The 24,740-nt window shown below is 56.1% G+C and carries 26 protein-coding genes; 14 read left to right on the forward strand and 12 right to left on the reverse strand.

Annotated elements, in window-relative coordinates; all coding sequences use genetic code 11:
* Positions 1–3 precede the first annotated feature (3 nt).
* Positions 4–1,563, reverse strand: a complete 1,560-nt coding sequence (locus PQR63_RS13170; RefSeq protein ID WP_408168353.1) for a sensor histidine kinase — start codon at positions 1,561–1,563, stop codon at positions 4–6.
* Between the two features lie 62 nt (positions 1,564–1,625).
* Entirely contained in the window at positions 1,626–2,336 is a 711-nt protein-coding gene (locus PQR63_RS13175) for a response regulator (protein WP_408168354.1), read from the reverse strand.
* Positions 2,337–2,576: 240 nt separating this feature from the next.
* Between PQR63_RS13175 and PQR63_RS13180 the strand changes: the two genes are divergently transcribed.
* The 3 genes from PQR63_RS13180 (at position 2,577) to PQR63_RS13190 (ending at position 4,808) form a co-directional block, all read left to right on the forward strand.
* Positions 2,577–3,005, forward strand: a complete 429-nt coding sequence (locus tag PQR63_RS13180; protein ID WP_408168355.1) for a hypothetical protein — start codon at positions 2,577–2,579, stop codon at positions 3,003–3,005.
* Positions 3,006–3,227: 222 nt separating this feature from the next.
* Positions 3,228–4,187, forward strand: coding sequence for a Tim44 domain-containing protein (locus PQR63_RS13185; protein ID WP_408168356.1), 960 nt, complete (start codon positions 3,228–3,230; stop codon positions 4,185–4,187).
* Positions 4,188–4,385: 198 nt separating this feature from the next.
* Positions 4,386–4,808: an OsmC family protein gene (locus tag PQR63_RS13190; RefSeq protein WP_094565325.1), complete on the forward strand. Its 423-nt coding sequence runs from the start codon at positions 4,386–4,388 to the stop codon at positions 4,806–4,808.
* Positions 4,809–4,887: 79 nt separating this feature from the next.
* Here PQR63_RS13190 and PQR63_RS13195 read toward each other — a convergent pair whose 3' ends face one another.
* From PQR63_RS13195 to PQR63_RS13210, 4 genes are all read right to left on the reverse strand, one after another.
* Positions 4,888–5,124 (reverse strand): hypothetical protein, encoded by a 237-nt coding sequence (locus tag PQR63_RS13195; RefSeq protein ID WP_408168357.1) that lies wholly within the window; start codon positions 5,122–5,124, stop codon positions 4,888–4,890.
* A gap of 14 nt (positions 5,125–5,138) precedes the next feature.
* Complete coding sequence (locus PQR63_RS13200; RefSeq protein ID WP_408168358.1) at positions 5,139–6,119, reverse strand: aliphatic sulfonate ABC transporter substrate-binding protein; 981 nt, start codon at positions 6,117–6,119, stop codon at positions 5,139–5,141.
* Positions 6,120–6,346: 227 nt separating this feature from the next.
* Positions 6,347–6,952 carry a sensor histidine kinase gene (locus PQR63_RS13205; RefSeq protein WP_408168359.1) on the reverse strand — a complete coding sequence of 202 codons (606 nt, stop codon included), beginning with the start codon at positions 6,950–6,952 and terminating at the stop codon, positions 6,347–6,349.
* A gap of 2 nt (positions 6,953–6,954) precedes the next feature.
* Positions 6,955–8,583 (reverse strand): tetratricopeptide repeat protein, encoded by a 1,629-nt coding sequence (locus PQR63_RS13210; protein WP_408168360.1) that lies wholly within the window; start codon positions 8,581–8,583, stop codon positions 6,955–6,957.
* A 425-nt stretch (positions 8,584–9,008) separates the two neighbouring features.
* On the opposite strand from PQR63_RS13210, the gene recA reads away from it, so the two are divergent.
* From recA to PQR63_RS13240, 6 genes are all read left to right on the forward strand, one after another.
* Positions 9,009–10,127 (forward strand): recombinase RecA, encoded by a 1,119-nt coding sequence (gene recA, locus PQR63_RS13215; protein ID WP_408168361.1) that lies wholly within the window; start codon positions 9,009–9,011, stop codon positions 10,125–10,127.
* Positions 10,128–10,183: 56 nt separating this feature from the next.
* Positions 10,184–10,651, forward strand: a complete 468-nt coding sequence (recX, locus tag PQR63_RS13220) for a recombination regulator RecX (RefSeq protein WP_408168362.1) — start codon at positions 10,184–10,186, stop codon at positions 10,649–10,651.
* A gap of 508 nt (positions 10,652–11,159) precedes the next feature.
* Complete coding sequence (gene sucC / locus PQR63_RS13225; RefSeq protein WP_408168363.1) at positions 11,160–12,326, forward strand: ADP-forming succinate--CoA ligase subunit beta; 1,167 nt, start codon at positions 11,160–11,162, stop codon at positions 12,324–12,326.
* A gap of 17 nt (positions 12,327–12,343) precedes the next feature.
* Positions 12,344–13,225 carry a succinate--CoA ligase subunit alpha gene (sucD, locus tag PQR63_RS13230; protein ID WP_050477405.1) on the forward strand — a complete coding sequence of 294 codons (882 nt, stop codon included), beginning with the start codon at positions 12,344–12,346 and terminating at the stop codon, positions 13,223–13,225.
* A gap of 174 nt (positions 13,226–13,399) precedes the next feature.
* Positions 13,400–14,125 (forward strand): TerC family protein, encoded by a 726-nt coding sequence (locus PQR63_RS13235; protein WP_408168364.1) that lies wholly within the window; start codon positions 13,400–13,402, stop codon positions 14,123–14,125.
* 241 nt (positions 14,126–14,366) lie between these two features.
* Entirely contained in the window at positions 14,367–14,891 is a 525-nt protein-coding gene (locus PQR63_RS13240; protein ID WP_408168365.1) for a pilin, read from the forward strand.
* A 114-nt stretch (positions 14,892–15,005) separates the two neighbouring features.
* Here the strand turns inward: PQR63_RS13240 and moaC are convergent, their stop codons facing one another.
* Entirely contained in the window at positions 15,006–15,533 is a 528-nt protein-coding gene (moaC, locus tag PQR63_RS13245; RefSeq protein ID WP_408168366.1) for a cyclic pyranopterin monophosphate synthase MoaC, read from the reverse strand.
* 74 nt (positions 15,534–15,607) lie between these two features.
* Between moaC and PQR63_RS13250 the strand changes: the two genes are divergently transcribed.
* On the forward strand, positions 15,608–17,176 hold the full coding sequence (locus PQR63_RS13250; RefSeq protein WP_408168367.1) for a beta-barrel assembly-enhancing protease: 1,569 nt from the start codon (positions 15,608–15,610) through the stop codon (positions 17,174–17,176).
* Positions 17,177–17,194: 18 nt separating this feature from the next.
* Here the strand turns inward: PQR63_RS13250 and PQR63_RS13255 are convergent, their stop codons facing one another.
* From PQR63_RS13255 to PQR63_RS13275, 5 genes are all read right to left on the reverse strand, one after another.
* Complete coding sequence (locus PQR63_RS13255; RefSeq protein ID WP_408168368.1) at positions 17,195–17,809, reverse strand: DUF2946 family protein; 615 nt, start codon at positions 17,807–17,809, stop codon at positions 17,195–17,197.
* A 3-nt stretch (positions 17,810–17,812) separates the two neighbouring features.
* Positions 17,813–18,763: a YheT family hydrolase gene (locus tag PQR63_RS13260; protein ID WP_408168369.1), complete on the reverse strand. Its 951-nt coding sequence runs from the start codon at positions 18,761–18,763 to the stop codon at positions 17,813–17,815.
* A 125-nt stretch (positions 18,764–18,888) separates the two neighbouring features.
* Entirely contained in the window at positions 18,889–19,320 is a 432-nt protein-coding gene (locus PQR63_RS13265; protein WP_408168370.1) for a YybH family protein, read from the reverse strand.
* Between the two features lie 85 nt (positions 19,321–19,405).
* Positions 19,406–19,603 carry a zinc-finger domain-containing protein gene (locus PQR63_RS13270; RefSeq protein ID WP_007878625.1) on the reverse strand — a complete coding sequence of 66 codons (198 nt, stop codon included), beginning with the start codon at positions 19,601–19,603 and terminating at the stop codon, positions 19,406–19,408.
* A gap of 57 nt (positions 19,604–19,660) precedes the next feature.
* Entirely contained in the window at positions 19,661–20,581 is a 921-nt protein-coding gene (locus PQR63_RS13275) for a branched-chain amino acid transaminase (RefSeq protein ID WP_094565308.1), read from the reverse strand.
* A gap of 153 nt (positions 20,582–20,734) precedes the next feature.
* Between PQR63_RS13275 and PQR63_RS13280 the strand changes: the two genes are divergently transcribed.
* The 4 genes from PQR63_RS13280 to pyk all read left to right on the forward strand — a co-directional run bounded on the left by PQR63_RS13280 (position 20,735) and on the right by pyk (position 24,720).
* Positions 20,735–21,547 carry an AzlC family ABC transporter permease gene (locus PQR63_RS13280; RefSeq protein WP_408168585.1) on the forward strand — a complete coding sequence of 271 codons (813 nt, stop codon included), beginning with the start codon at positions 20,735–20,737 and terminating at the stop codon, positions 21,545–21,547.
* A complete protein-coding gene (locus tag PQR63_RS13285) occupies positions 21,544–21,867 on the forward strand; it encodes an AzlD domain-containing protein (protein ID WP_408168371.1) in 324 nt (107 codons plus the stop codon). Before PQR63_RS13280 ends, PQR63_RS13285 begins: the two co-directional genes overlap by 4 nt.
* Before the next feature lie 149 nt (positions 21,868–22,016).
* The gene (locus tag PQR63_RS13290; RefSeq protein ID WP_408168372.1) at positions 22,017–23,207 is read left to right on the forward strand and encodes a phosphoglycerate kinase; all 1,191 of its coding nucleotides are present in this window, start codon (positions 22,017–22,019) and stop codon (positions 23,205–23,207) included.
* Positions 23,208–23,286: 79 nt separating this feature from the next.
* Complete coding sequence (gene pyk, locus PQR63_RS13295; RefSeq protein ID WP_408168373.1) at positions 23,287–24,720, forward strand: pyruvate kinase; 1,434 nt, start codon at positions 23,287–23,289, stop codon at positions 24,718–24,720.
* Positions 24,721–24,740: the final 20 nt, after the last annotated feature.

Raw genomic sequence — 24,740 nt, forward strand, 5'->3', positions numbered from 1 at the left:
ATGTCAGCCGATGTCGTCAATGAAAGCCTGGCGTGGCGTCATGCGCAACACCACGCGGAACAGGCAGCCCGGCGCCTTCGGATCCTGGCTGCGCGGATTGTTGTGAATCTCTACCGTGGCATCGTGCTGCTGCGCAATCTCACGCACGATCGCCAGGCCCAGCCCGCTGCCTGCTGCGTGCGTACCGAGGATGCGATAGAAGCGTTCGAATACGTGCTTGCGCTCAGCAGGTGCAATGCCGGGGCCGGTGTCTTCCACTTCGAGGAAGGCCAGGCCGCTTTCTTCGTCATCGCGCGCGCGTACCGTCACGCTACCTAACGCAGGCGTGTAGTGCAGCGCATTGTCGAGCAGGTTGTTGAGCAGCTCGCGCAGCATGATCGGATTGCCGGAAATCATGATCGGATGGCCGGGCTGCTCGAAGCCCAGATCGATGCGTTGCGTGAACGACATCGGCACCCAATCCTGCACCACCGTGCGCGCCAGTTCGGACAATTCCAACGGCTGGAAGGGCGATGTCTCGGGTGTTTGATTTTCGGCGCGCGCCAGCGACAGCAACTGATTGACCAGCCGCGTCGCGGACTCAGAGCTTTTGGCGAGCTGTTCCAGCGAGCGATGGACATCGGCCTGATCCGTCTGGCGCAATGCAAGTTCGGATTGCATACGCATGCCGGCCAGCGGCGTCTTCATCTGGTGTGCGGCGTCGGCGATGAAACGTTTTTGCAGCGCGATGGTTTGCGACAGCCGCGCCAACATGTCGTTGAGTGAGCGCACCAGCGGCGAGATTTCTTCCGGCACCTGGCCGGAGTCGATGGGGCTGAGATCGTCCGGGCGCCGTGCACGGATGCGCTGCTGCAATTCGGATAGCGGAGACAGACCGCGCGACAGCGCAAACCACACCAGCGCCAGCGCTACCGGCAGGATCACGAATTGCGGCAGGATCACACCCTTGATGATTTCATTGGCGAGCTGCGCACGCTTTTCCAGCGTTTCACCGACTTGCACTGTCGCCAGGCGCGGCTCTTTTGACGAGGCGGCGCGTTGCTCGGAGGTGCGGCGCAGGTCGACCTGCGTATAAGCGATGCGGACGTCGTTGCCGTGCAGGATATCGTTGCGAAACATCACCGTGCCGATACTCAGCTTGTCGTCGTCGGTCGGCGGCAGCGGCATGTCGCGATCACCCTCGACGAACTCGCCGCGCGGGCTGGTGATCTGGAAGTAGATGTTGTCGATATCGTCGGCACGCAGCAGATCGCGCGCCGATACCGGCAAACGTGCAACGGTCTTGCCATTGACTTCGGAAACCTGTTGCGCCAGCACCGTAACGCTGTCTTCGAGGGCGCGGTCGAACGGCTGGTTGGCGATGGATTGTGCGATCAGATAGGTGATGGCGATACTCATTGGCCACAATAGCAACAGTGGCGCCAGCATCCAGTCGAGAATTTCACCGAACAGCGAGCGTTGGATGCGCTCTTCGGGTTGTGTGGCGATGGCGGCGCGGCGTTTGCCTTTGGCCGAGGTGGGCGGCGTAGAGACACCGCCGACGGCGTCGCGCGCGTCAGGCATGGATGTCACCTGCGAGCGAGCCAACGCAAAGATAGTTCAATGGAAAAAAGCGAAAGCGGGAGTCAGACGTTGGCGGCAACGCCGGCACCGGCGCTGGCGATGGAGTCAGGCAATTTTTCGAGGCAATAGCCGAGTCCGCGCACCGTCGCAATGCGGATGCCGCCGACCTCGATTTTCTTGCGCAGACGGTGGACGTAGACTTCGATCGCATTATTGCTAACTTCCTCGCCCCATTCGCATAGATGATCCACCAGCTGTTCTTTGGAAACCAGCCTCCCGGTACGCTGTAATAATACTTCTAGCAAGCCCAGTTCGCGTGCAGAAAGATCGAGCATTTGTTCGCCGATGTAGGCGATGCGGCCGACCTGGTCGTAACTGAGCGAACCATGTTTGATCACCGTGGGGCCGCCGCCTGCACCTCGCCGGGTCAGGGCGCGTACGCGCGCTTCCAGTTCGGACAAGGCAAACGGCTTGGCCATGTAATCGTCAGCACCCAGATCGAGACCTTGTACGCGCTGCTCGACCGAGTCGGCCGCAGTGAGGATCAGCACCGGCAGCCGGGAGTTGCGTGCACGCAGGCGGCGCAATACTTCCAGCCCGGACATTTTGGGCAAGCCCAGATCCAGGATCAGCAAATCGAAATCTTGTGTGGACAAGGCGGAATCGGCTTCCACGCCATTCTTGACGCAATCCGCCGCATAACCGGAATGACGCAGCGAACGCGTTAATCCATCGGCCAGAACACTGTCATCTTCTGCAAGCAGGATACGCATGGTTAGATCCGCAGGAGTATGCGGCGTTGTCTCGTGTTTTATAAGAATATTGCGGTACTTTTTCTGCATATTCTACTAAATCGAGGTGCATTGCAACGCATAATCATACTGGTTTTGCGCTAAAACAAGCCGCGGCGATTTACTTTGCTTCTTTTGACTAAGCCCTTGATAAATCAGCGTAATGCCCGCATCTGTCCTGACTCTTGGTATAATTTTCTTGTTAATAGTCTGAAAACCTCAATGAAGCGTCTGTTTGCCCTCTTGTTGATCTGTCTGCTGCCCATGCAAGTATTTGCAGGGATGCTGACGTACAAGACCGGCATCGACTCTGCTGCACTGGAATTGCAGGTGCAGCAACAGCAAATGCTGGAAATGCAACGTTTGCTGACAGAAGTCGCAGGTGCCGGCCAGACCGCTGCTGACGACCAGCACGACCAGCAAATCCTGGCGGCACAGTCTGACCAGATTGATCAAGCCGACCGTGACGACGACACGTCGTATGCGGATAGTGAAGATTTTTCCAATCACGCCGGTGTCGGCGACGAAACCGTGCTCAATCCGACACTGGCTTTCATCGTTGATTCGGCCACGTTGGCGCCGGTGCTGCGTAGCGACGACGCGCGTCAACCTCCTTTCCTCCCTCCTGCCGGCCGTCCGCCGCGGGTCTGATTCCCTTCTTGCCGTTCGCGGCAATCCCCGGTCTTCGTCCTCAGTGCGGCGATAGCTGACGGCACGCGCCTTCTTCATCTTGTTTTGTGATTGTTTGCGTTGTGTTCGTTGTGCCCGCTGCATCTGATCCGATGCCTTGGCCTGGGTTGTTTCACTACCGGTTTTTATTGCTTTACGGCCGATGCGACCGCCTTCGCATCACATTCCATCTCAGGAGATAGCATGAAAAAAGTATTTGTCGCGCTGATAGTGGCTGCGATGACCCTATCAATTGGCGTAAGCAGCGTTGAGGCCAAGCGTCTCGGCGGCGGCGGCTCGTTCGGCAAGCAGTCGTCGGGTGCCAGCCGTCAGGCGCAAAGCCCGATGCAGCAGAACCAGGCCGCGCCTGCCAAGCCTGCTGCGCCTGCAGCAGCACCGGCTGCCGCTGCGCCAAAACCTAGCCCATGGAAGGGTATCCTCGGCGGTGCGCTGCTGGGCCTGGGTCTGGGCGCATTGTTGTCGCACTTCGGTCTCGGCGGCGCCATGGCCAGCATGATCAGCACCATTTTGATGGTGGCCTTGCTGGCGTTCGCTGCGATGTTCATCTACCGTATGTTCCGCCGCAAATCGGAAGGCAACAGCAACGAGCGTCCGGCGTATGCGGCGGGCTCGGCACCTGGTGCTGACCAAGGCAACTCCACACCGGCAATCGGTTCGCTGCTGGAACCGGCACAGCCACCGAAGGCGCTGCAAGGCACTTCTTTCGGTAGCGGTGCTACGGCCGTCGGTGCTGGTACGCTGGGTGCTGCGGAGCAGTCGTCTTACGGTATCCCTGCCGATTTCGATACGGTTGGTTTTGTGCGCAATGCCAAGACTTACTTTATCCGTCTGCAAGCTGCCTGGGACAAGGGCGATGCCAATGACATCCGTGAATTCACGACGCCGGAAATGTTTGGTGAACTGAAGCTGCAATTGCAGGAACGAGGTGCGTCGGCCAACCAAACCGACGTAGTGTCGCTGGATGCCGATATGCTGGGCGTGGAAACAGTCGGCAACGACTACCTGGCCAGCGTGAAATTCTTTGGTTTCATCAAAGAAGATCCGGCTTCGTCGCCAACGCAGTTCAACGAAATCTGGAACCTGTCCAAGCCTGTCACCGGCAACGGCGGCTGGGTGTTGGCTGGTATTCAGCAATTGTCGTAATGTGTTGACCGCTGGTCGGATGCATTCCGATCGCGCTGAAAAGCCGCTCTTCGGAGCGGCTTTTTTATGCTTGTTTAGTTTTATTATTTCCCCTTATTTTTCTTGCTTCCGCAACTCTTACGTCCGGTCGCGCGCTTGTCCTATGTCGCATGATTGGCGGCGGCCGCATGATGATCTTTTGTGCAAAAGGAGAACACCATGCAACGACAAGCTTCCGCCGTCTGGAACGGTAGTCTGAGAGACGGTAAGGGTTCATTGACCACCGAAAGCAAGACGCTTGATGCAACCCAATATTCGTTTTCGACACGCTTTGAAAACGGCGTCGGCACCAATCCCGAAGAGCTGATTGCGGCCGCACATGCCGGCTGTTTTTCCATGGACTTGTCGAGTCGCCTGGGCAAGGCCGGTCTCGGCGTTGAGCGTATTGACACCAATGCAACGTTAACGCTGGAGAAGGTTGAAGATGGGTTTTCCATCACGGCGATTGTGCTGGATGTGAAAGCGAAATTGCAGAATCCGGATCAGGCCAAATTTGATGAGGCCGTCGATGCGGCAAAGAAAGGCTGTCCGGTGTCAAAGGTATTGAAAGCCGACATCAGTGTACGGGCAAGCCTGGCTTGATAACTATTGATAGTCAACAGTGGATAGTTGCCTGATCTGATGGTCAATTGCTGTTGATTCATCCCATGACGGCTATGCGTCAGCGTGAACCAAAACGGGAGGGCGGTAGCGGGTCGGGCTGCCGTTCTTGCGACGGCTCTTCTTCCTGAGGAATTGTTCGGAACTGATTCGCAGACGCTGTTGCTTCCTTTGTCTCTTTGACGGTGCATTCACAAGATGGAACGTCGTCTTGCTCTTTTCCTCGTAACGGAAAACGCAATGCCAGCGGTACAGCGATGATCGCCAGTGCCGCTGTTGTTGCGTCGAGCCAGTTCATGTTTTATGCGAGGATCAGGTCGCAGCAGCGGCGACCGGTTTCCAGATTGCCACGTCGGTGGCATTGACCTTCTTCGGCAGCAGGCCCGCAGCAAAAAACGTATCCGCGATACGTTGCTGTTCGCCCAGTGCATTGACCACTACCGCCCGTACGTCGTAGCTGCGGCGGCTATTCGCCAACTCAATGGTCGGCGCGTCCAGACCCCAGAGCGGGGCAAGGAAGGTAGCCGCTTCCTTCGGATTCTGGCGCACCCACAATCCAGTCTTCTTCAGTTCATTGAATACGATTGCCAGCACGTCAGGATGGGCATCGGCGAAAGATGTCGACGCCAGGTAGTAACGCTGATAATCCGCGACGTTGCGGCCATTGGAAAGTACGCGCACTTGTGTCTGCTTTTGTACACCTGCGAGGAAGGGATCCCAGGTGACCCAGGCATCCACGCTGCCACGCTCAAATGCCGCACGGCCGTCGGCCGGTGTGAGATAGGCAACCTCAATATCACTGAATTTCAGTCCCGCTTTTTCGAGTGTGGCAATCAACAGATAATGCACGCCTGCCGCTTTGGTGACGGCAATCTTCTTGCGCTTGAGCTCGGCCACTGTTTTGATCGGCGAATCGGCACGCACGATGATGGCTTGTGCCGATGGCGAAGGCGCTTCTTGCGCCACATAGGTTAGTTTTGCGCCTGCAGCCTGCGCAAATACCGGCACGGTGTCAGCCACATCGGCACTGAGATCGACCCCGCCGACATTGAGTGCTTCGAGTAAGGGCAGGCCGCTGGAGAACTCATGCCAGCTGATCTTGACGTTCAGCGGCGCCAGCAATTTCTCCAGCGTGCCGTTCGTCTTGATGATGGTGAGCAGGGTGGAAGATTTCTGATAACCGATACGTAGCGGGGTGGTCTTGGCGCTTTGTGCAAATGCAGGCAATGCAAAGCTTGCAGTACCGGTGGCGCTCAGCAGAGCGATGGCCTGGAGCAGGCGACGGCGTTCCATATTGTTCTTTTCCCTTTTAGATTGAATCCGGCCGGCAATTGAAGAGCAACTGAAATTCAATTGACTAAAATTGCGGACACTTTGAGACCGACTTTACGGATGAAGGCCGGGGAAAAGAACGATTTTTTTCGCGCTTGCTTATTTGCTCAGCGCATGTGCTTCATGAATATTGGTGGAACATGCAGGTGATCGGTCCGGCGCACGTTGGCGCCGACCGGATCAGCGAGTCAGGGCAGGCGCAGTTCGAACTGCGCGCCGCCATCAGGATGATTGGCGAGCAGGGCTTCGCCTTTTTTGTCGCCTTTGTGATGTGCGCTGGCGATGGCTTTGCACAAATCCATGCCGAGGCCGGTCGATGGTTTTGCTTCGTGCGTACCGATGCCGGGGCCGTCATCGCGCACGCTGAATACGATACCGCCGCCGTCTTTATGGCAGCCGAGTTCAATCCGGGTACGCGCAAAACGTGTCGCGTTCTGGAGCGCAGCTTCGAGCGCCAGTCCGACGAGGTTTTCGTCGAAGAAGGCAATCACGGGCATACCTTCCTCATCGATGACGACATTCAGACCGGTCTGATTGATGGTCAGATGACGGAGCAATCCTTCCAGAAAATCTTGCGGAGACAGCGCCTCAACCTGCGCTGTCAGGCCTTGCGACGACGCCTTGTACAGTGTGAGAAAGCCGATCAGTTTCTCCTGTAAGTTAAGGCAGGTGGTATGTGCCTGGCCGGTACGCTCGTCGCTGGAGCCATCAGATAGTGCACGCAGTTGGCCTTCCAGAACGCCGAGTGAGTTTTTGATGTCGTGGACAATAATCGCTGCTAGTTTCGGGTCCATGTTCAGCTTTTCTGAGCGGCTTTTGCTACCGCTTCGCGTAAGAATTTATGCATCTTGCTGACACGGTCGTTCCCCGGTATCAGACGATCGAGTGTATTAAGGTAGCGGTTGACGCGTTTGACGTATTCCTGATTGATGCCGCGCTGGCTCATCCACAGCAGATGCAACTGCGCGGCTGCCATGAGGACACCGGTGTTTTCCGGCATGCTGTGCAAGGCTTCTTCCAGCTTGGCCAGTGACTCGTCCGGCTTGGCGCTGCGCATGAGGGCGTTGGCTTCCGCGATGATCGTCATACACTGTTTGATCGCGCCATCCACCAACTCGTCGGCCATGCTTTCGCGGCCGCTGTCGATCAGTACCTTGCGAGCAAGCGCCTGCAGTGTCTTGTTTTCATGATCGGATTTGACGGCCTTGGAAATCAGTTCCGCGCCTTCGTCATCATGGCCGATAGCGAACGCCGCGCGCGCCAAGGCCAGTGTCGCCATTTCGGAAGGCACACCGCCGGCACTGTTCATGGCAGCTTCAAAGGCTCGTTCCGCGGAAATTGTATCCCCCAGCTGGTAGTGAGCCTGCGCTGCTACCGCCGATTGCGCGGAGGTGAACATTTTGGATTCGGCGTACCGTTTCGGAGCACTCGACAGCAGCACCAGTGCAGCGTCGGCGTCACCAGTATCGACGTGCACCTGCGCCAGCGTCAGCAGATCGCTAGGTTGAGCCGTCAGCGAGCCCTTGGTATGTTTCAGAACTCTGTCGAAGGCTTCCTTGGCTTGCTCCAGATCGCCGACGCGATAAGCGGCGTCGCCGACCAGACGGCTGCGGCGTGCGGAAGGGATGATTTCCGACGAGCGCGACAAAGCATCCAGCGCTTCGCTCTGATTGCCCTGAGCTTCTTCGATTTGTGCGAGCAGATCGTAGGCTTCGATATATTGGGAGTTTTGTGCCAGTACATCCTGCACCAATACCTTGGCGTCATCCAGCTGGCCGGCAACGATATTGCAGCGCGCCATGCCAACCTTGGCCCAGACCAGATCGTCACGCATTTCCAGGGCTTGCGCATAGACCGCGCGCGCTTCTTCGATACGGCGCAGCTCAATCAGCAAACTACCTTTGGTCTTGAGGATATCGACAATCCACTTTGGCGCGACCTTCAGGACGTTGTCGCATTCGATGATGGCGCCGGCCTGATCCTTGCGCTTGAGCTTTTCATTGATCGGCAGCAGGGCGTTTTGCTTTTCCAGCAGACGGTCAATGCGCTCAGCCAGCTTGGAGGCTGTCAGCGGCTTAAGCATGTAAGCGTCGGGCTGGAACTCGGCTGCGCTGGCGACCAGGTTGTAGCCGCTTTCGGCCGTCACCATGATGAACATGGTTGTCGGCGGCAGCATAAATTGCGTACGGAAAAATTCGAGCAACTGCTGACCGTTGGTTTCCTTGTTCAGGTTGTAGTCGCAAACGATCAGGTCGTAGGCAGCCGCCTCCACGAAGCGGATCGCTTCATCGGGCGTGCCTGCCTGGTCGACTTTTGTGATGCCAAGCTGTCCCAGGTGCATGCGGATATTTTGGCGCATGGTGGGCATGTCATCAATGATGAGCGAACGCAGGCTGCTGATACGGCTAAATGGAACCAGGGTCATAAGGGGAATACGAAAAAACGTAATATTACTAGCTAGAAATGTATATCAGATACGAGGAATACCCCAATAAAAACGGGTATTTAACGCAATTTATTCAAATTATAGAGGCTGAAGCGTTTTTCCTCATGGCGGCTCATTGTTTTGTCCTGTTTTTATTGTCATTTTGCAATAAAAGGGCGGCGAGGCAGCAACGACAAGGCCGCTATAATTGGGGGGCCGATACTAACAGACATGAGATGCAGCTGACTTGTTTCGTCGCGACGCAAGAGATGCCGACGTAAAGTACGCCTTTGAGCGCGCCGTTGTTTTTAGCGCGAATCTGCGACAACTGAAAAAGAGCTTGCACAAACAACTGTTTTTTTATACAGTGCTGTTTAAGCAAAAGCACTGAACACTACGAACCACTTTCGTTGAAAGAAAACCCAATGGACGATAAAAAAGCCACTAACGCCAGCAATTCTGAAAAGGGCAAGGCGTTAGCCGCTGCTCTGGCACAAATCGAGAAGCAGTTTGGTAAGGGCTCGGTCATGCGCATGGAAGATGGCGCTGTCGTCGAGGAAATACAGGTCGTCTCGACCGGCTCCCTCGGTCTTGACATTGCACTCGGCGTCGGCGGCCTGCCACGTGGTCGTGTGATCGAAATCTACGGTCCTGAATCGTCCGGTAAAACCACATTGACGCTGCAAGCCATTGCTGAAATGCAAAAAATCGGCGGTACTTGCGCCTTTATCGATGCTGAACATGCACTGGATGTCACGTATGCCCAACGACTGGGTGTCAATCTGTCCGATCTGCTGATCTCGCAACCTGATACGGGCGAACAGGCACTTGAAATCACGGATGCGCTGGTGCGTTCCGGTGGCGTCGACCTGATTGTCATTGACTCGGTCGCGGCGCTGACCCCACGCGCTGAAATCGAAGGCGACATGGGCGATTCTCTGCCAGGTCTGCAGGCACGTCTGATGTCGCAAGCACTGCGCAAGCTGACAGGTAGCATCAACCGCACCAATACCACCGTCATCTTCATTAATCAGATTCGTATGAAGATCGGCGTCATGTTCGGTAACCCGGAAACGACTACCGGCGGCAATGCGCTGAAGTTCTACGCATCAGTTCGCCTGGATATTCGTCGTACAGGTTCGATCAAGTCCGGCGACGAAGTCATCGGTAGCGAAACCAAGGTCAAGGTCGTCAAGAACAAAGTGGCGCCACCATTCCGCGAAGCGCACTTCGATATTCTTTATGGAGAAGGCACATCCCGCGAAGGTGAAATCCTCGATCTGGGCTCCGACGCCAAGATCGTTGAAAAGTCGGGCGCTTGGTATAGCTACAACGGCGAACGCATAGGTCAGGGTAAGGACAATGCTCGCAACTACCTGAAAGAGCGTCCTGAACTGGCGCGTGAAATTGAAAACAAGGTGCGTGCTTCTCTGGGCGTCCCTGAGTTGGCCCCTGGTGCCGCCGGTGCCGCTGCAACACCAGCAGCAACTCCAGCGCCGACAGGCAAAGGTGCTGCAAAGAACGTAGCTGCCGAAGAATCCTGATGTCGTTGTACCTCGCTCGAGTCTTATCGGTCGCAACGATCGCGACGGTGTAACCGATGCCCAGGCCGCAACTCAGCCTGAAGGCGCGAGCGCTCAAATATCTCTCTTCACGTGAGCATAGTCGTCTGGAACTTGCGCGTAAGCTAACCCCTTACGCGCAAGATGACGACGATATCGAAGCCTTGCTCAACTGGCTTCAAGAATCCAAATTTCTCTCTCAAGAACGTTTTTCCGAATCGTTAATGCATCGGCGTGCCGGTCGCTATGGCAATAATCGCATTTTGTCCGAACTGAAAAGTCACGGCATCAGCGGTGAAACGCTGGGTGACGCGAAGTTTGAACTTGCACAAGGCGAGACCCAGCGTGCGCGCGAAGTGCTGAGCCGCAAATATGCGGAAGCGCCAGAAAGTGCTGAAGCACGTGCCAAGTGCATGCGCTTTCTGCAACAGCGGGGGTTTTCCCATAGGGCGATTCAGATGGCGGTCAAAACGGCGTGGAATGACGCGCCTCATGATGACGATTAATTGCCTGTGCCGATGGGGCATCGCGCGATAGCGCGCCAAGGAGGGCTTAGTATCCAATGGCACCAGAAAAGAACGCCAAGAACCACCGCAAGAAAACCTTACGATGCTGAAAACTTGAAGTGGCCCGGTGATTCCTCCTCTGCTTTTATCTCGTATTAACCACGGCAAAATACTCGGTAGTGGCTGATCCTGCTGCCTAGCCGGGTCGAGCTGTGCTAAAATCTCCGGGTTTTTGCTGCGCCGCATTAGCGGCTGTCATGGCAATCTTTGCGATGACGACACGCAATGCGACAACGATTAATGTTGATCAAATGGCATTCTCTATGCCCAACGCACTGTCTGTACCTTCTACTAAGCAATTCGCGAGGCCGTTTGGCTTTAGCGCGTCCCCGTTCGGTTGGGCCGCGCCATCGCGAATTCTTGCCTCCATTCGCGCCGCGCGGTTCTGCCGCCAGCCGGATTTCAATCCAGTAAGTTTTATTTAATAGTGTCTTAAAGGGAAGCTCCCATGAAAATCCATGAGTATCAGGGCAAAGAAATCCTCCGCCAATTCGGCGTGACCGTTCCACGCGGCATTCCGTGCCAATCCGTCGAAGATGCTGTCAAGGCAGCTGAAACGCTGGGCGGTCCGGTGTGGGTCGTCAAGGCGCAAATCCACGCGGGCGGCCGCGGCAAGGGCGGCGGCGTGAAGGTTGCCAAGTCCTTGGAGCAAGTCAAGGAATACGCTAATCAGATCCTCGGCATGCAGCTGATCACCCACCAAACAGGCCCAGAAGGCCAAAAGGTGCGTCGCCTGCTGATCGAAGAAGGTGCAGACATCAAGAAAGAACTGTACGTTTCGATGGTTACCGATCGCGTTAGCCAGCGTGTGGTCCTGATGGCATCCAGCGAAGGCGGCATGGACATCGAAGAAGTTGCAGAAAGCCACCCAGAACTGATTCACCAGATCGCTATCGATCCAGCTACCGGTCTGACTGACGCCGACGCTGACAGCATCGCAACCAAGATCGGCGTTCCAGCTGGTTCCGTGGTTGATGCACGCAAGCAACTGCAAGGTCTGTACAAGGCATACTGGGAAACCGATGCATCGCTGGCCGAAATCAATCCACTGATCCTGACCGGCGACGGTAAGGTCATCGCTCTGGACGCGAAGTTCAACTTCGACTCCAACGCATTGTTCCGTCATCCGGAAATCGTCGCTTACCGCGATCTGGACGAAGAAGATCCAGCTGAAGTCGAAGCTTCGAAGTTCGACCTGGCTTACATCTCCCTCGACGGCAACATCGGCTGCCTGGTCAACGGCGCTGGTCTGGCAATGGCAACCATGGACACCATCAAGCTGTTCGGCGGCGAGCCTGCCAACTTCCTGGACGTCGGCGGTGGCGCAACAACGGAAAAGGTTACCGAAGCATTCAAGATCATGCTGAAGAACCCAGAACTGAAAGCCATCCTGGTCAACATTTTCGGCGGCATCATGCGCTGTGACGTGATCGCCGAAGGCGTGATCGCTGCGTCCAAGGCTGTTTCCCTGAAAGTGCCACTGGTCGTGCGCATGAAGGGCACCAACGAAGAAATCGGCAAGAAGCTGTTGGCCGACTCCGGCCTGCCAATCATCTCGGCAGACAGCATGGAAGAAGCTGCGCAAAAAGTTGTTGCTGCAGCCAACGGTAAATAATAGGACAAGGAATAGCTATGTCGATTCTGATCAATAAAGACACCAAAGTCATCACCCAAGGTATCACCGGCAAAACCGGTCAATTTCACACACGCATGTGCCGCGACTACGCGAACGGCAAGAACGCATTCGTTGCAGGCGTGAACCCGAAAAAGGCTGGTGAAGATTTCGAAGGCATTCCAATTTTCGCGAATGTTTCCGAAGCCAAGAAGGCAACCGGCGCAACCGTTTCCGTGATCTATGTTCCGCCGGCAGGCGCAGCCGCTGCAATCTGGGAAGCTGTTGAAGCCGATCTGGATCTGGCGATCTGTATCACTGAAGGCATCCCTGTCCGCGACATGCTGGAACTGAAAAACCGCATGGCAAAAGCAGGCAGCAAGACATTGCTGCTGGGCCCTAACTGCCCAGGTCTGATCACACCAGACGAAATCAAGATCGGCATCATGCCAGGCCACATCCACAAAAAGGGTCGTATCGGCGTGGTTTCGCGTTCGGGCACACTGACATACGAAGCCGTCGGTCAACTGACAGCACTGGGTCTGGGTCAATCGTCCGCAGTTGGTATCGGCGGCGACCCGATCAACGGTCTGAAGCACATCGACATCATGAAGGCATTCAATGATGATCCTGACACCGACGCCGTCATCATGATTGGTGAAATCGGTGGTCCTGACGAAGCCAACGCTTCGTACTGGGTCAAGGAAAACATGAAGAAACCAGTCATCGGCTTTATCGCTGGTGTGACTGCGCCTCCAGGCAAGCGTATGGGCCATGCCGGCGCGCTGATTTCCGGCGGTGCTGACACTGCTGAAGCCAAGCTGGCAATCATGGAAGAATGCGGTATCAAGGCAACACGCAATCCTTCGGAAATGGCACGTCTGCTGAAGTCGGTTCTGTAATTCCTTTGCTGCAATAGCAAGCAAAGAGGCAAGTAAACGGCAGGCTGGATTGATTTGTCGCAGTTGTTGCAGTATCGGCAGAACTTCCCGGCCTGACCGGTGACATACCAATATGGGGAGCTCCGGCTCCCCATATTGTTTTCATGTCCAAACACGATGATGGGGGAACGGTTAATGGATTTTTTAATGGAATTGAACTGGCTTGCAGTCGGCCAGATCATCCTGATTGATATTTTGCTCGGTGGCGATAACGCTATCGTGATCGCCCTGGCGTGTCGCAACCTGCCCGATAACCTGCGTTTTCGCGGCATCTTGTGGGGTACATTCGGCGCCATTGCGATTCGCATTGTCTTGATCGCGTTCGCGGTGAGCCTGCTGCAGATGCCTTATATCAAGCTGGTCGGCGGCGTGTTGCTGTTCTGGATCGGCACCAAGCTGCTGAGCGACGATGACGGTCATGGTGAAATCAGTGGCAGCGATAAACTGTTCTCCGCGATCAAGACGATCATCGTGGCGGATCTGGTGATGAGTCTGGATAACGTCATCGCTATTGCGAGTGCAGCCGAACAGGCCGCCGGTGAGCATCAATTGCTGCTGGTAGTGTTTGGTATTCTCGTCAGCATTCCCATCATCGTCTGGGGTAGCACACTGGTGCTCAAGCTGATGGAAAAGGCGCCATTGATCATTACGCTGGGCGCAGCTTTGCTCGGTTACTTGGCGGGGGGCATGATTTTTTCGGACGTCGCCATTCGCGGGTGGGTGCAAAGCAATTTACCGCACCACGAGTTTGTCGTGCCGGGTTTGCAATTGCACTTGAGTCTGCCCGGTGTTGTGGGTGCCATCGGTGTCGTACTTGTCGGCAGCTGGCTGGCTCGCAAGTCTGCGAAAGAGGCGCATTGACGCGACTTTTAAGTTGAGATGATGAAGCCGTTCAAGATAGAGCGGCTTCGCCCATCGTTATATAAATGTTCACAAAAGTCGCGTTGGCGAATATCATCGCTCTGGGGAGAAGGCGTTGCCAGAGAGAAAATATCAGTCATCGAATCATCGTCGAACCAAGACCGAGTAATGATTACGTAGTTATCGCCGAATGACGAAGCGGCGCTTCTGAAAAATCGATTTTTTGTAATAGGAAAACAATATGCAAGCAACACGGTCCGCTCGTTATACACAAACCGGTTTCACCCTAATCGAATTGATGATTGTCATCGCTATTGTCGGCGTTCTGGCGATGGTCGCTATTCCGCAATATCGCGATTACCTGATTCGCGCCAAGGTCGCCGAAGGCATTAATCTGGCTGCACCGGCAAAAATGGCCGTGTCTGAAACGATAGTCGCCAAGGGTGGCGCTACTTTTAATCAGGCTGCTACCGGCTACAAATTCACGCCATCTAACGAAATAAAGAACGTTAAGGACATTACGATTGCGGATGGTGGCGCTATTACAATTACTTTCGGTGAGATTGGTGGTGATGGCAATGGGAAAACCTTGAAGCTAGTGCCGTCGGCAACGAATCCGAGCGCAATCACCTGGTTGTGCCAGGCAGCGCCAACAAATGCTGCTGCGACAACACCTGCGACACCTGCTGGCACGCCAGCTGTGGCGCCTGCCACGAATGTCGCGACTTTGCCGCCGCAGTACGCTCCGGAAAATTGCCGCAGCTGATTTCGTCGCTGATCTGATCAATCAGGCATCAACAAAAAAGCGTGCACAATGTGCACGCTTTTTTTATGTCAGAACGAATGGCGATGATGGCGAAATGAATCAACCCAACGTCACCTATGCCTGCGACCACGATCCAGACTTGCCGCCGTGTTTTTCCTGTACACGGATATCCGTCATGACCATGCCGCGATCAATCGCCTTGGACATGTCGTAGATTGTCAGCAGGCCGACCTGTACTGCCGTCAGGGCTTCCATTTCCACGCCGGTCTTTCCCTGTGTTTCGACGCGTACGGTGCAGTCGATGCTTGACTGGGCCTGGTCGATGTCGAAATCAACCGAGACGTGTGTCAACGCCAGTGGATGGCACAGCGGGATCAGATCGCTTGTGCGTTTGGACGCCATGATGGCCGCGATGCGAGCGATGCCGAGCACGTCACCTTTTTTTGCGGTGCCGGATTGAATCACGGCAAGCGTTTCCGGCTTCATGCGGATGGTGCCGCTGGCGATGGCGACGCGGTGCGTTTCCGCCTTGCCGCCGACATCGACCATGTGCGCCTGGCCACCTTGATCGAAATGCGTCAGGCCCTGATTGGCATCAGCATCATTGTTGGCATTGGAATTTATTGTCTTGGAAGAAGTCATAGCGGCAGAATGTCGGAGCGGTGAATACTGCGAGTATCATAGCAGGCATCGCAGGTAACTCTTTTATTGTCCCTATGCGTCAGCCAGTCGTTCCCGATCAAAACAGTACCGTCGTTACGCCGTTGCAGCGCCGTCTATCCGGTTTGCGCCCCTTGTTGGTGGCAGTCGCGTTGTCGCTGGCGGCTTTGCCTTTGGCGGTTGCGCCCAACCTCAGTACTGCCCAAACTTTGCCCACGCTGGGTGATACCGAGCGTGAAGGTTTGTCACCGTTGCTGGAGCGTAAGCTGGGTGAGCAAATCATGAAGGAGATCCGGCATGATCCGGATTATCTCGACGATGGCCCGCTGCTCGAATATCTGAATAATTTCGGATCGAATCTGGTGTCGGTGCGTCCCGACGTGCGCGGTGAAGCCGGCTACGACTTCTTCTTCTTTGCCGTACGCGATCCGGTACTCAATGCATTCGCTTTGCCCGGTGGTTTTATCGCCGTGCATTCCGGTCTTTTGCTGGCAGCGCAAAGCGAATCCGAACTGGCTTCCGTGCTGGCGCATGAAATCGGTCACGTTGCGCAGCGCCATATCGCGCGCATGATCGGTCAGCAAAAGCAGAATTCCATGATTCAGCTGGCGTCCATTGTTCTCGGTGCGCTGGCCGGTGTGTCCAAGGTCGGTGGCGATGCAGCGATGGCAACCATAATGGGCGGCACTGGCGTGGCGATGCAGCGGCAATTGAACTTCAGCCGCGATGCTGAGCGCGAAGCCGACCGGGTCGGCTTGCAGATTCTGCGCGACGGTGGTTTTGACACCTCGGGGATGGTGGCGTTCTTCGGTCGCCTGCAAAGCGCATCACGCAATTTCGGGGACTCATTGCCGCCTTATTTGCTGACTCACCCGCTGACGACGGAACGTATCGCCGATATCCAGGCGCGGATTCGCGATCAACGTTACAAGCAGCGTGCGGATAATCCAGACTTCCAATTGATCCGTGCACGTGTGCGCCTGCTGCAAGACAATTCGGCACAAGGCGTACGCGACGCTCAGGCCTACTTCGAGTCGCAATTGCGTCAGAATACCAAGATGCAGATCATGGTGTCGAAGTACGGGCTGGCCTATGCGGCTTACCTGCAGCGTTCTTACGATAAGGCAGAAACCTTGTTGCAAGAAGCGCGCTCTGCATCGCAGCCGATGGTCCCGAGCATCTTGTTCAGCAATCTGGAAATCGATATCAAGATCGCCAGGAAGCAACCGGATCAGGCGCTCAAGATTGCGGAAGTGCTGCGCAAGCAATTTCCCATCTCGCGGATGGCGGCGCGTCAATACGCTGACGCATTAATCGAAAGCCGTCGCTATGATCAGGCGGTCGCGTATTTGCGGGATCAGGCGCAGCTTTATCGAAACGATGTGGCGGTGCAGAATTTGCTCGCCAAGGCTTACGCGGCACAGGGTAAGCAGGCGTTGCAGCATATGGCGCTGGCGGAATCTTACTTTTTGTCCGGCAGCTTGCCGGCTGCGATTGAGCAGTTAGGTATCGCGCGTACAGCGCCGGATGCGACGTTCTATGATCAGGCCATGATCGATGCGCGTGAACGCGATCTGAAGGAACAGTGGAAAGAAGAAATGAAGGAAACCAAAGGTCGCGGATAATTCGGGTGAGGCGACGCGTTAGTCCGGGTTTTTCAGTTCTTCCGCAGTACGGGGTTGCGTGATGAAGCCGAACTGTTCTGCAAGGTTCTCCGTCGCAGTCCATTGCAAGGCGAGAGTTTTTCCTGCATAAGGCAGGCTCAGCGCACCGCGGTGCTTGCCTTCGAGCCACTCCATGATCTGTTCGTCACTTGCCGGAACACCTTCCAGCGTGAGAGTGGCAAACACGTGGGCAGCATCTCTGTCATCCAGTTTCGCAACAATTTTTCCCGCCACCAACAGCAAGCGCCCGTCCTGTGTCAGCCATGCCTGAGACGGCGTCGCCAACGTCTCTCCCGTGTGCAAGACAAAGCCCGCAGTCGGATCAGTGCGTATGACAAAGGGCGTGATTTCCAGATCAACATACACGCGCTGCGGCCCGTTTTGAAAATACCAGCGGCCTTCTGCATCGTGCGTGTAGTTGCGGTTGATGAAACCCAGTAGTGTCGGATGATTGATCTTGTCACCAGGCAGATTGAGATGTTGCGTGCGCTCGTCGCGCATGCGCCAGTTGCCGCGCGCGTCCAGCATCAGCCAGCCGAAACAGTGTGGCACATTCGGCCATTTGGCCATGGCTTGCAGGACGATCTCATCCATACGCTATTTACCTTCGAAGAAATGCAGCATGCGCTGCGGCAGCCAGCCGAGGTTGCCCGGTGGCGCACCCGCGGCGAAACCGACATGGCCGCCTTCTTCAGGATATTCCAGTTTGACGCATGCTGCTGCACTTTGCGGCAGATAGCGCGCCGGCAGAAAAGGATCGTTTTTTGCGTTCAGGACCAGCGTCGGTACAGTGATGTCGTGCAGGATATGTTTGGCACTGGCGCGATCCCAATAATCATCCGTATTGCGGTAGCCGTGCAATGGCGCCGTAATGATGTTGTCGAAGGTGTAGAGGTCGCGCGCCTGCATCAGCGCATCTCGACTGAACAGTCCGGGGAATTGGTCGAGTTTCACCAGCGACTTGGTGCGCATGGTGCGCAGGAAAACGTGGGTGTAAATCCGGTTAAAGCCATGCGCCAATGCCGCACCGCCGCCGGCCAGATCGAGCGGTGCCGAGATCGCGCAGGCGGCATCGATGAACTCGGCCTGATGCTGTGACTCACCCAGCCAGCGCAACAAGGCGTTGGCGCCCAGCGAGACGCCGGCAGCGTAAAACTTCGCGGCGCCGATGGTACTGCGATGATTCAGCAGGCGTCGCAAAATCCAGTCGAGCTCGGCGCTGTCGCCGGAGTGGTAGAAGCGTGGCGCCAGATTGATCTCGCCGGAACAGCCGCGAAAATGCGGCACCACACCCGACCATCCGCGTGCTGCAACGGCGGCCATGAAGGCGCGGCTGTAATGACTGTCCGACGAACCTTCCAGTCCGTGAAACAGTACCACCAGCGGCTGGCCCGGCTTGCCGTCGACAAAGTCGACATCGATGAAATCGGCGTCAGGCGTATCCCAACGCTCACGCCGGAAACGCACCTGCGGTTTGGCAATGAAAGTGGACGGATAAATTGTTTGCAGGTTGCCGCCGGGAAGCCAGCGGGGCGCGGAGTATCGCATGTTGCGTTTTTACGTATGTCAAAAGAAGTGCGAAGAGTGCGACGAAGTGTGAAGAAATGCGGAAGTACGGCAGAAACGTGTTGCGGCAATGTCGAGGAGATTGTCCGCCGCAAGGTTGTCCACAATCAGTGCAGCATCGTTTCGGTCATCGGTTCGGTTGGTGCCGGGCCGGGTGCCACCGAAGCGTGGTGAGTCACGATGCGCCAGCCTTGCGCGGTCTTCATGTAAATATTGGTGGCGATGACATGTACGTCGGCGCGTGCGTTCTCTGGATGCTGGATATCTTCGATGACGTTGTGTACGGCAGTGGTCATCGTATGTGCCGCATGCAATTGGCGTGGCTGGATATGCAGGCCGCCGCGCGCGAGAATTTCTTCCCAGGAATTGCGGATGGCGACATGGCCGATCAAACGAACTGCACCAGGATGGATGCAGACTATTTCTTCATCCTCGGCCCAGAGCGCCATCAGGGCTTCCAGATCGGCTCGGGCAAGCGCATCGTAATAGGCCGCTTCAACTTCGTCGGGTGAACCTTGTATCAGTTTGGCGCGTGGCATGTTTTCTCCGGAGGCAAAAAGCAAAGAGGGCCAGTCAATTCTTGGTGGCCCTCTTTGTCTGTGTCGCTATGGCGTGTCGTTGAGCTTAGTGCGCCTTGACGACGGCGCCAGGTTTCAACTGGTATTGCGTGCCGCAGTACGGGCACTTGGCGGCACCGTGTGCGTCCAGCTCGAGGAACACGCGCGGATGCGACGACCAGTGCGGCATGTTTGGATTCGGGCAGTGGGCCGGCAGGTCTTTGCCGTCGAGTTGTACAGGCTGGGTTTGTTGAACTTGGCTCATGTGATTCTCCGTTGCTGGGTGCTTTAAATGTGATGCAGTAAATTCGAATATTTGTTATCAGACCAGCGTCAGCCAGTGTTGATACTGCGGCGCCTTGCCCGACACGACGTCGAAGAACAAGGTTTGTAGTTTTTCTGTGATCGGTCCGCGCCCGCCGTTGCCGATGGTGCGGTTGTCGAGTTCGCGGATCGGTGTGATTTCAGCGGCGGTACCGGTGAAGAAGGCTTCGTCGGCGCAGTACATCTCGTCGCGGGTAATGCGCTTTTCGATGACATCAATGCCGAGGTCGCGCGCCATGGTCAGCACTGCGTCGCGGGTGATGCCGTCAAGGCAGGACGCCAGGTCAGGTGTATAGACCTTGCCGTTCTTGACGATGAAGACGTTTTCGCCGGAACCTTCCGACACATAGCCGTCGGTATCCAGCAGCAGCGCTTCATCGTAGCCGTCGGCCAGTGCTTCCTGGTTCGCGAGGATGGAGTTGATGTAGTAGCCCGACGCCTTGGCGCGCACCAGCGACACGTTGACGTGATGGCGGCTGAACGAAGATGTCTTGACGCGGATACCCTTGGTGATGCCGTCTTCGCCAAGGTAGGCGCCCCATGGCCATGCGGCGATGGCGACGTGGATCTTGTTGCCCTTGGCGGACACGCCGAGCTTTTCGGAGCCGATCCAGATCAATGGACGGATGTAGCAGGATTCGAGTTTGTTTTCACGCACGACCTGGCGTTGCGCTTCGAGGATGGTGGCCTGGTCGAAAGGCACTTCCATCTGAAAAATCTTGGCCGAGTTGAACAGGCGCTGCGTATGTTCCTTCAAGCGGAAAATCGCTGTGCCCTGCGGCGTTTTATAGGCACGCACGCCTTCGAATACGCCCATGCCGTAATGCAGCGTGTGGGTCAGTACGTGAATGGTGGCGTCGCGCCAATCGATCAGTGCTCCGTCTTTCCAGATTTTTCCGTCGCGGTCTGCCATGGACATGATGAAAGTCTCCGATGAATGGTAAAGCTGCAGTCAACGCTGCAAAGTCCACATTTTAACGGAACAAGCGCGTAAAAAGTTTCATCTATAAAATGTTCGAACTACGTAAAAATGCTACGTGGCAAGTTCTCAATAAAAGCGAACAAGGTAAGAATGAACAAGGAGACAGACGCCGGGGACAGTCGATCTGACCCGGTAAGGATAGTTGCGGGGGCTGCAGAATCGTCAGAATCTGGGCAGATGCAGACCAAGGCGCAAGCACGGCATATCGAGAAAGAAGCGTTTCAGGAAGGCTGGCGCGCCAGTGCGTCAACCATTCCTGCCGTGCTTGCCTGGGGCATCGTATCGGGCATGGCGATGGTCAAGTCGGGCATGACCATCTGGCAGTCTCTGGCCATGACGCTCACCGTCTATGCCGGGTCCGCCCAATTCGCCGTCCTGCCGCTCTTGGCGGCGCATACGCCGCTGATCGTGATCTTCCTGACGGCGATGATCGTCAACCTGCGTTTCGTCATCTTCTCCGCCGCGGTAGCACCGCATTTTGCCCATCTGCCCTGGTATCGCCGTGTCTGGTATGGCTATTTCAACGGCGACATTTCAATGGGGTTCTTTCCGCAGCGATTCCCGGCGCATACGGTGCATCAGCCGGCCGGCAAGCTCGGCTTTTTCGAAGCGGTCTGCTACCCAGGCTGGTTCGCCTGGCAGGTCGGCGCCATCGTCGGCATCCTGCTGGCCAGCCAGATCCCGGAAAGCTGGAATATCGGTTTCGCGGGCACGCTGGCCCTGATTGCGATCATGATCCCAATGATCATCAATCGGGCCGCGCTGGCCGGCGTAATCGTGTCCGGTGCTGTTGCCGTTGTAGCAATTAATCTGCCGTATCGACTCGGGCTGCTGCTGGCGGTCGTGATCGGCATGGCCGCTGCGATGCTGGCAGATAAATTTATCGTTAAGGAAAAAGAATGAACGCCTTCGACGTTTGGGTTTCTATAGTGTTGTTGACGATGTCGACGTTGATTACCCGCAGCGGCTTTTTTCTGTTCGGTCATGCCGTCAAGTTGCCGCCCAGGCTGCAACATGCCTTGGGCTATGCCCCGGCAGCAGCGATGGCGGCGATTGTGATGCCGGATTTGATGACATCGGGTGGTGTGATCGACATCAACTGGGCCAATCCAAAGTTGTTGGCAGGCATCGGCGGCGGGATTTTCTTCATGGTAACCCGGCATTTGCTGGGAACGATTGTTGCCGGGATGACACTCTTTACAGTGCTGCGTCTGGCGCTGTAGGCCGCTGTCCGGCCTGTGATCGAACGCTATCGCGGTTTACGTTGCTACGATTCCCTTATTCCGCCCGATTCCTCTCCGAAAACCATGCTGGGAGCAGGGCGGGTAGAGTAAAATAACGCCTTTTTGCCCCACCTTCGATTCTGCGAAAAATGAAATTCAACCGACTCAGCGATCTCATCTCTTCCAATCAACTGCAAGGCAAGCGCGTCTTTATTCGCGCTGATCTGAACGTGCCGCAGGACGATGCGGGCAATATCACCGAAGATACGCGCATCCGCGCTTCGGTGCCGGCTATCCGCGAGGCACGTGACGCCGGCGCAGCCGTGATGGTGACATCGCATCTGGGCCGTCCGGTTGAAGGCGAATTCAAACCTGAAGATTCGCTGGCGCCGGTTGCCAAGCGTTTGTCGGAATTGCTGGGTACCGAAGTCAAACTGGTCTCGAACTGGACTGATGGCGTCGATGTCGCGCCCGGCCAGGTCGTACTGCTGGAAAATTGCCGCCTCAACAAGGGCGAAAAGAAAAATAGCGATGAACTGGCGCAAAAGATCGCCAAGCTGTGCGATGTGTACGTCAACGACGCATTCGGCACGGCGCACCGCGCGGAAGCCACCACATACGGTATCGCCAAGTTTGCGCCGATTGCCTGCGCCGGTCCGTTGCTGGCCGCCGAACTCGATGCGCTGGGCAAGGCGTTGAACCAACCGGCGCGTCCGCTGGTGGCGATTGTCGCGGGTTCGAAAGTTTCCAGCAAATTGACTATCCTGAAAGCACTGGCCGACAAGGTCGACAACCTGATCGTCGGTGGCGGTATCGCCAATACGTTCATGCTGGCTTCTGGTCTGAAGATCGGCAAGTCGCTGGCTGAGGCGGATCTGGTTGACGAAGCGAAGGCGATCATCGATATGATGGCCAAACGCGGCGCATCGGTGCCGATTCCGGTCGACGTGGTGTGCGGCAAGGAGTTTTCGCCGATGGCCGTGGCGACCGTCAAGGACGCCAAGGATGTGGCGGACGACGACATGATTTTTGATATTGGTCCCAAGACCTCGGCAATTCTGGCTGCACAGCTGGCCAAAGCCGGTACCATCGTCTGGAATGGCCCGGTCGGCGTGTTTGAGTTCGATCAGTTCGGCGCAGGCACGATGGAGTTGGCACATGCGATTGCCGATTCCAGTGGCTTCTCGATTGCCGGTGGCGGCGACACGCTGGCGGCGATTGCCAAATACGACATCACCGACAAGGTCGGCTATATTTCGACCGGTGGCGGCGCTTTCCTGGAGTTCCTGGAAGGCAAGACTCTGCCGGCAGTAGAAATTCTGATGCAGCGCGCGCAATAAAGCGTCGTCAACAAGACACGCAGCACGCACCAAAGATAACGAGACAAGAGCTTTTCAACCAGGTCAGAGAAAGATTTTCATGCAAAGAGCAACCAAGATTGTCGCCACCATCGGCCCCGCTTCCAGCGACAGAGAAACACTGACGCGCATGATCAAGGCGGGCGTGAATGTGGTGCGCTTGAACTTCTCTCATGGCAAGGCCCAGGACCACATCGACCGCGCCACGCTGGTGCGCGAAGTAGCAGACGCCTGTGGCGTCAAGGTCGCGATCATGGCGGATTTGCAAGGTCCGAAAATCCGCGTCGGCAAGTTTGAAAACGGCAAGATCAATCTCGAAAACGGCGACAAGTTCATCCTCGACGCCGACTGCACCATGGGCAACCAGGAACGCGTCGGCCTCGATTACAAGGCGCTGCCGCGTGACCTTAAGGGCGACGACGTGCTGTTGCTCAACGACGGTCTGATCGTGCTGGTGGTGGAACGTGTGATGGGCAATGAGATCCACACCGTCGTCAAGATCGGTGGGGAGCTGTCCAACAACAAGGGTATCAACCGTCAAGGCGGTGGTTTGACGGCACCGGCGCTGACAGCCAAAGATATGGACGACATCAAGACTGCGATGAGCTTCCAGGCTGACTATGTTGCGGTGTCGTTCCCGAAGAACGCGACCGACATGGAAATGGCGCGTCAACTTTGCAATGTGGCGGCAGAGCCCTACGGCCACAAGCCGATGATGATCGCCAAAATCGAACGCGCCGAAGCGATCCCGCTGCTGCAAGAAATCCTCGACGCTTCCGACGGCATCATGGTCGCGCGTGGTGATTTGGCCGTGGAAGTCGGCAATGCTGCCGTGCCCGGTCTGCAAAAGCGCATGATCAAGATGGCGCGCGCTTCGAACAAACTGACCATCACTGCTACGCAGATGATGGAATCGATGATCGTCAATGCTGTGCCGACGCGTGCGGAAGTTTCCGACGTCGCCAACGCTGTGCTGGATGGCACCGATGCCGTGATGACTTCGGCCGAGACTGCTTCCGGCAAATATCCGGTGGAAACCGTGGAAGCCATGTCGGCCATCTGTCTGGCCGCCGAAAAATCCGAAGACTGCAAGCTCGATGCCGACTTCCTGAATTTGCAATTCACTCGTGTGGATCAGTCGATCGCGTACGGCGCACTGTTCACCGCGCATCACCTGCGCGTGAAGGCGATCGCCGCGTTGACCGAGTCCGGTTCCACTGCATTGTGGATGAGCCGACACAACATCGATGTACCGATTTTTGCCATTACCCCCAATGTCGCGACACGCCAAAAGGCCGCGCTGTTCCGCAATGTGCGCACGTTTGAACTAGCGCAGTCCACCGACACCGAAGTGGTGTTGAAGGGCGTGCAGGACTTGCTGCTGGAGCAAGGCGTCGTGCAAAAGGGTGATTTGATCGTCGTGACCTGGGGTGAGCCGATTGGACAAGTCGGCGGCACCAATGCCCTGAAAATTCTCAGGGTCGGCGAGTACTGATTTCTATCGTTCTGGAGTTT

This window comes from Herbaspirillum rhizosphaerae (genome assembly GCF_046025915.1).
GTDB classification, from domain to species: Bacteria; Pseudomonadota; Gammaproteobacteria; order Burkholderiales; family Burkholderiaceae_D; genus Herbaspirillum; species Herbaspirillum rhizosphaerae_A.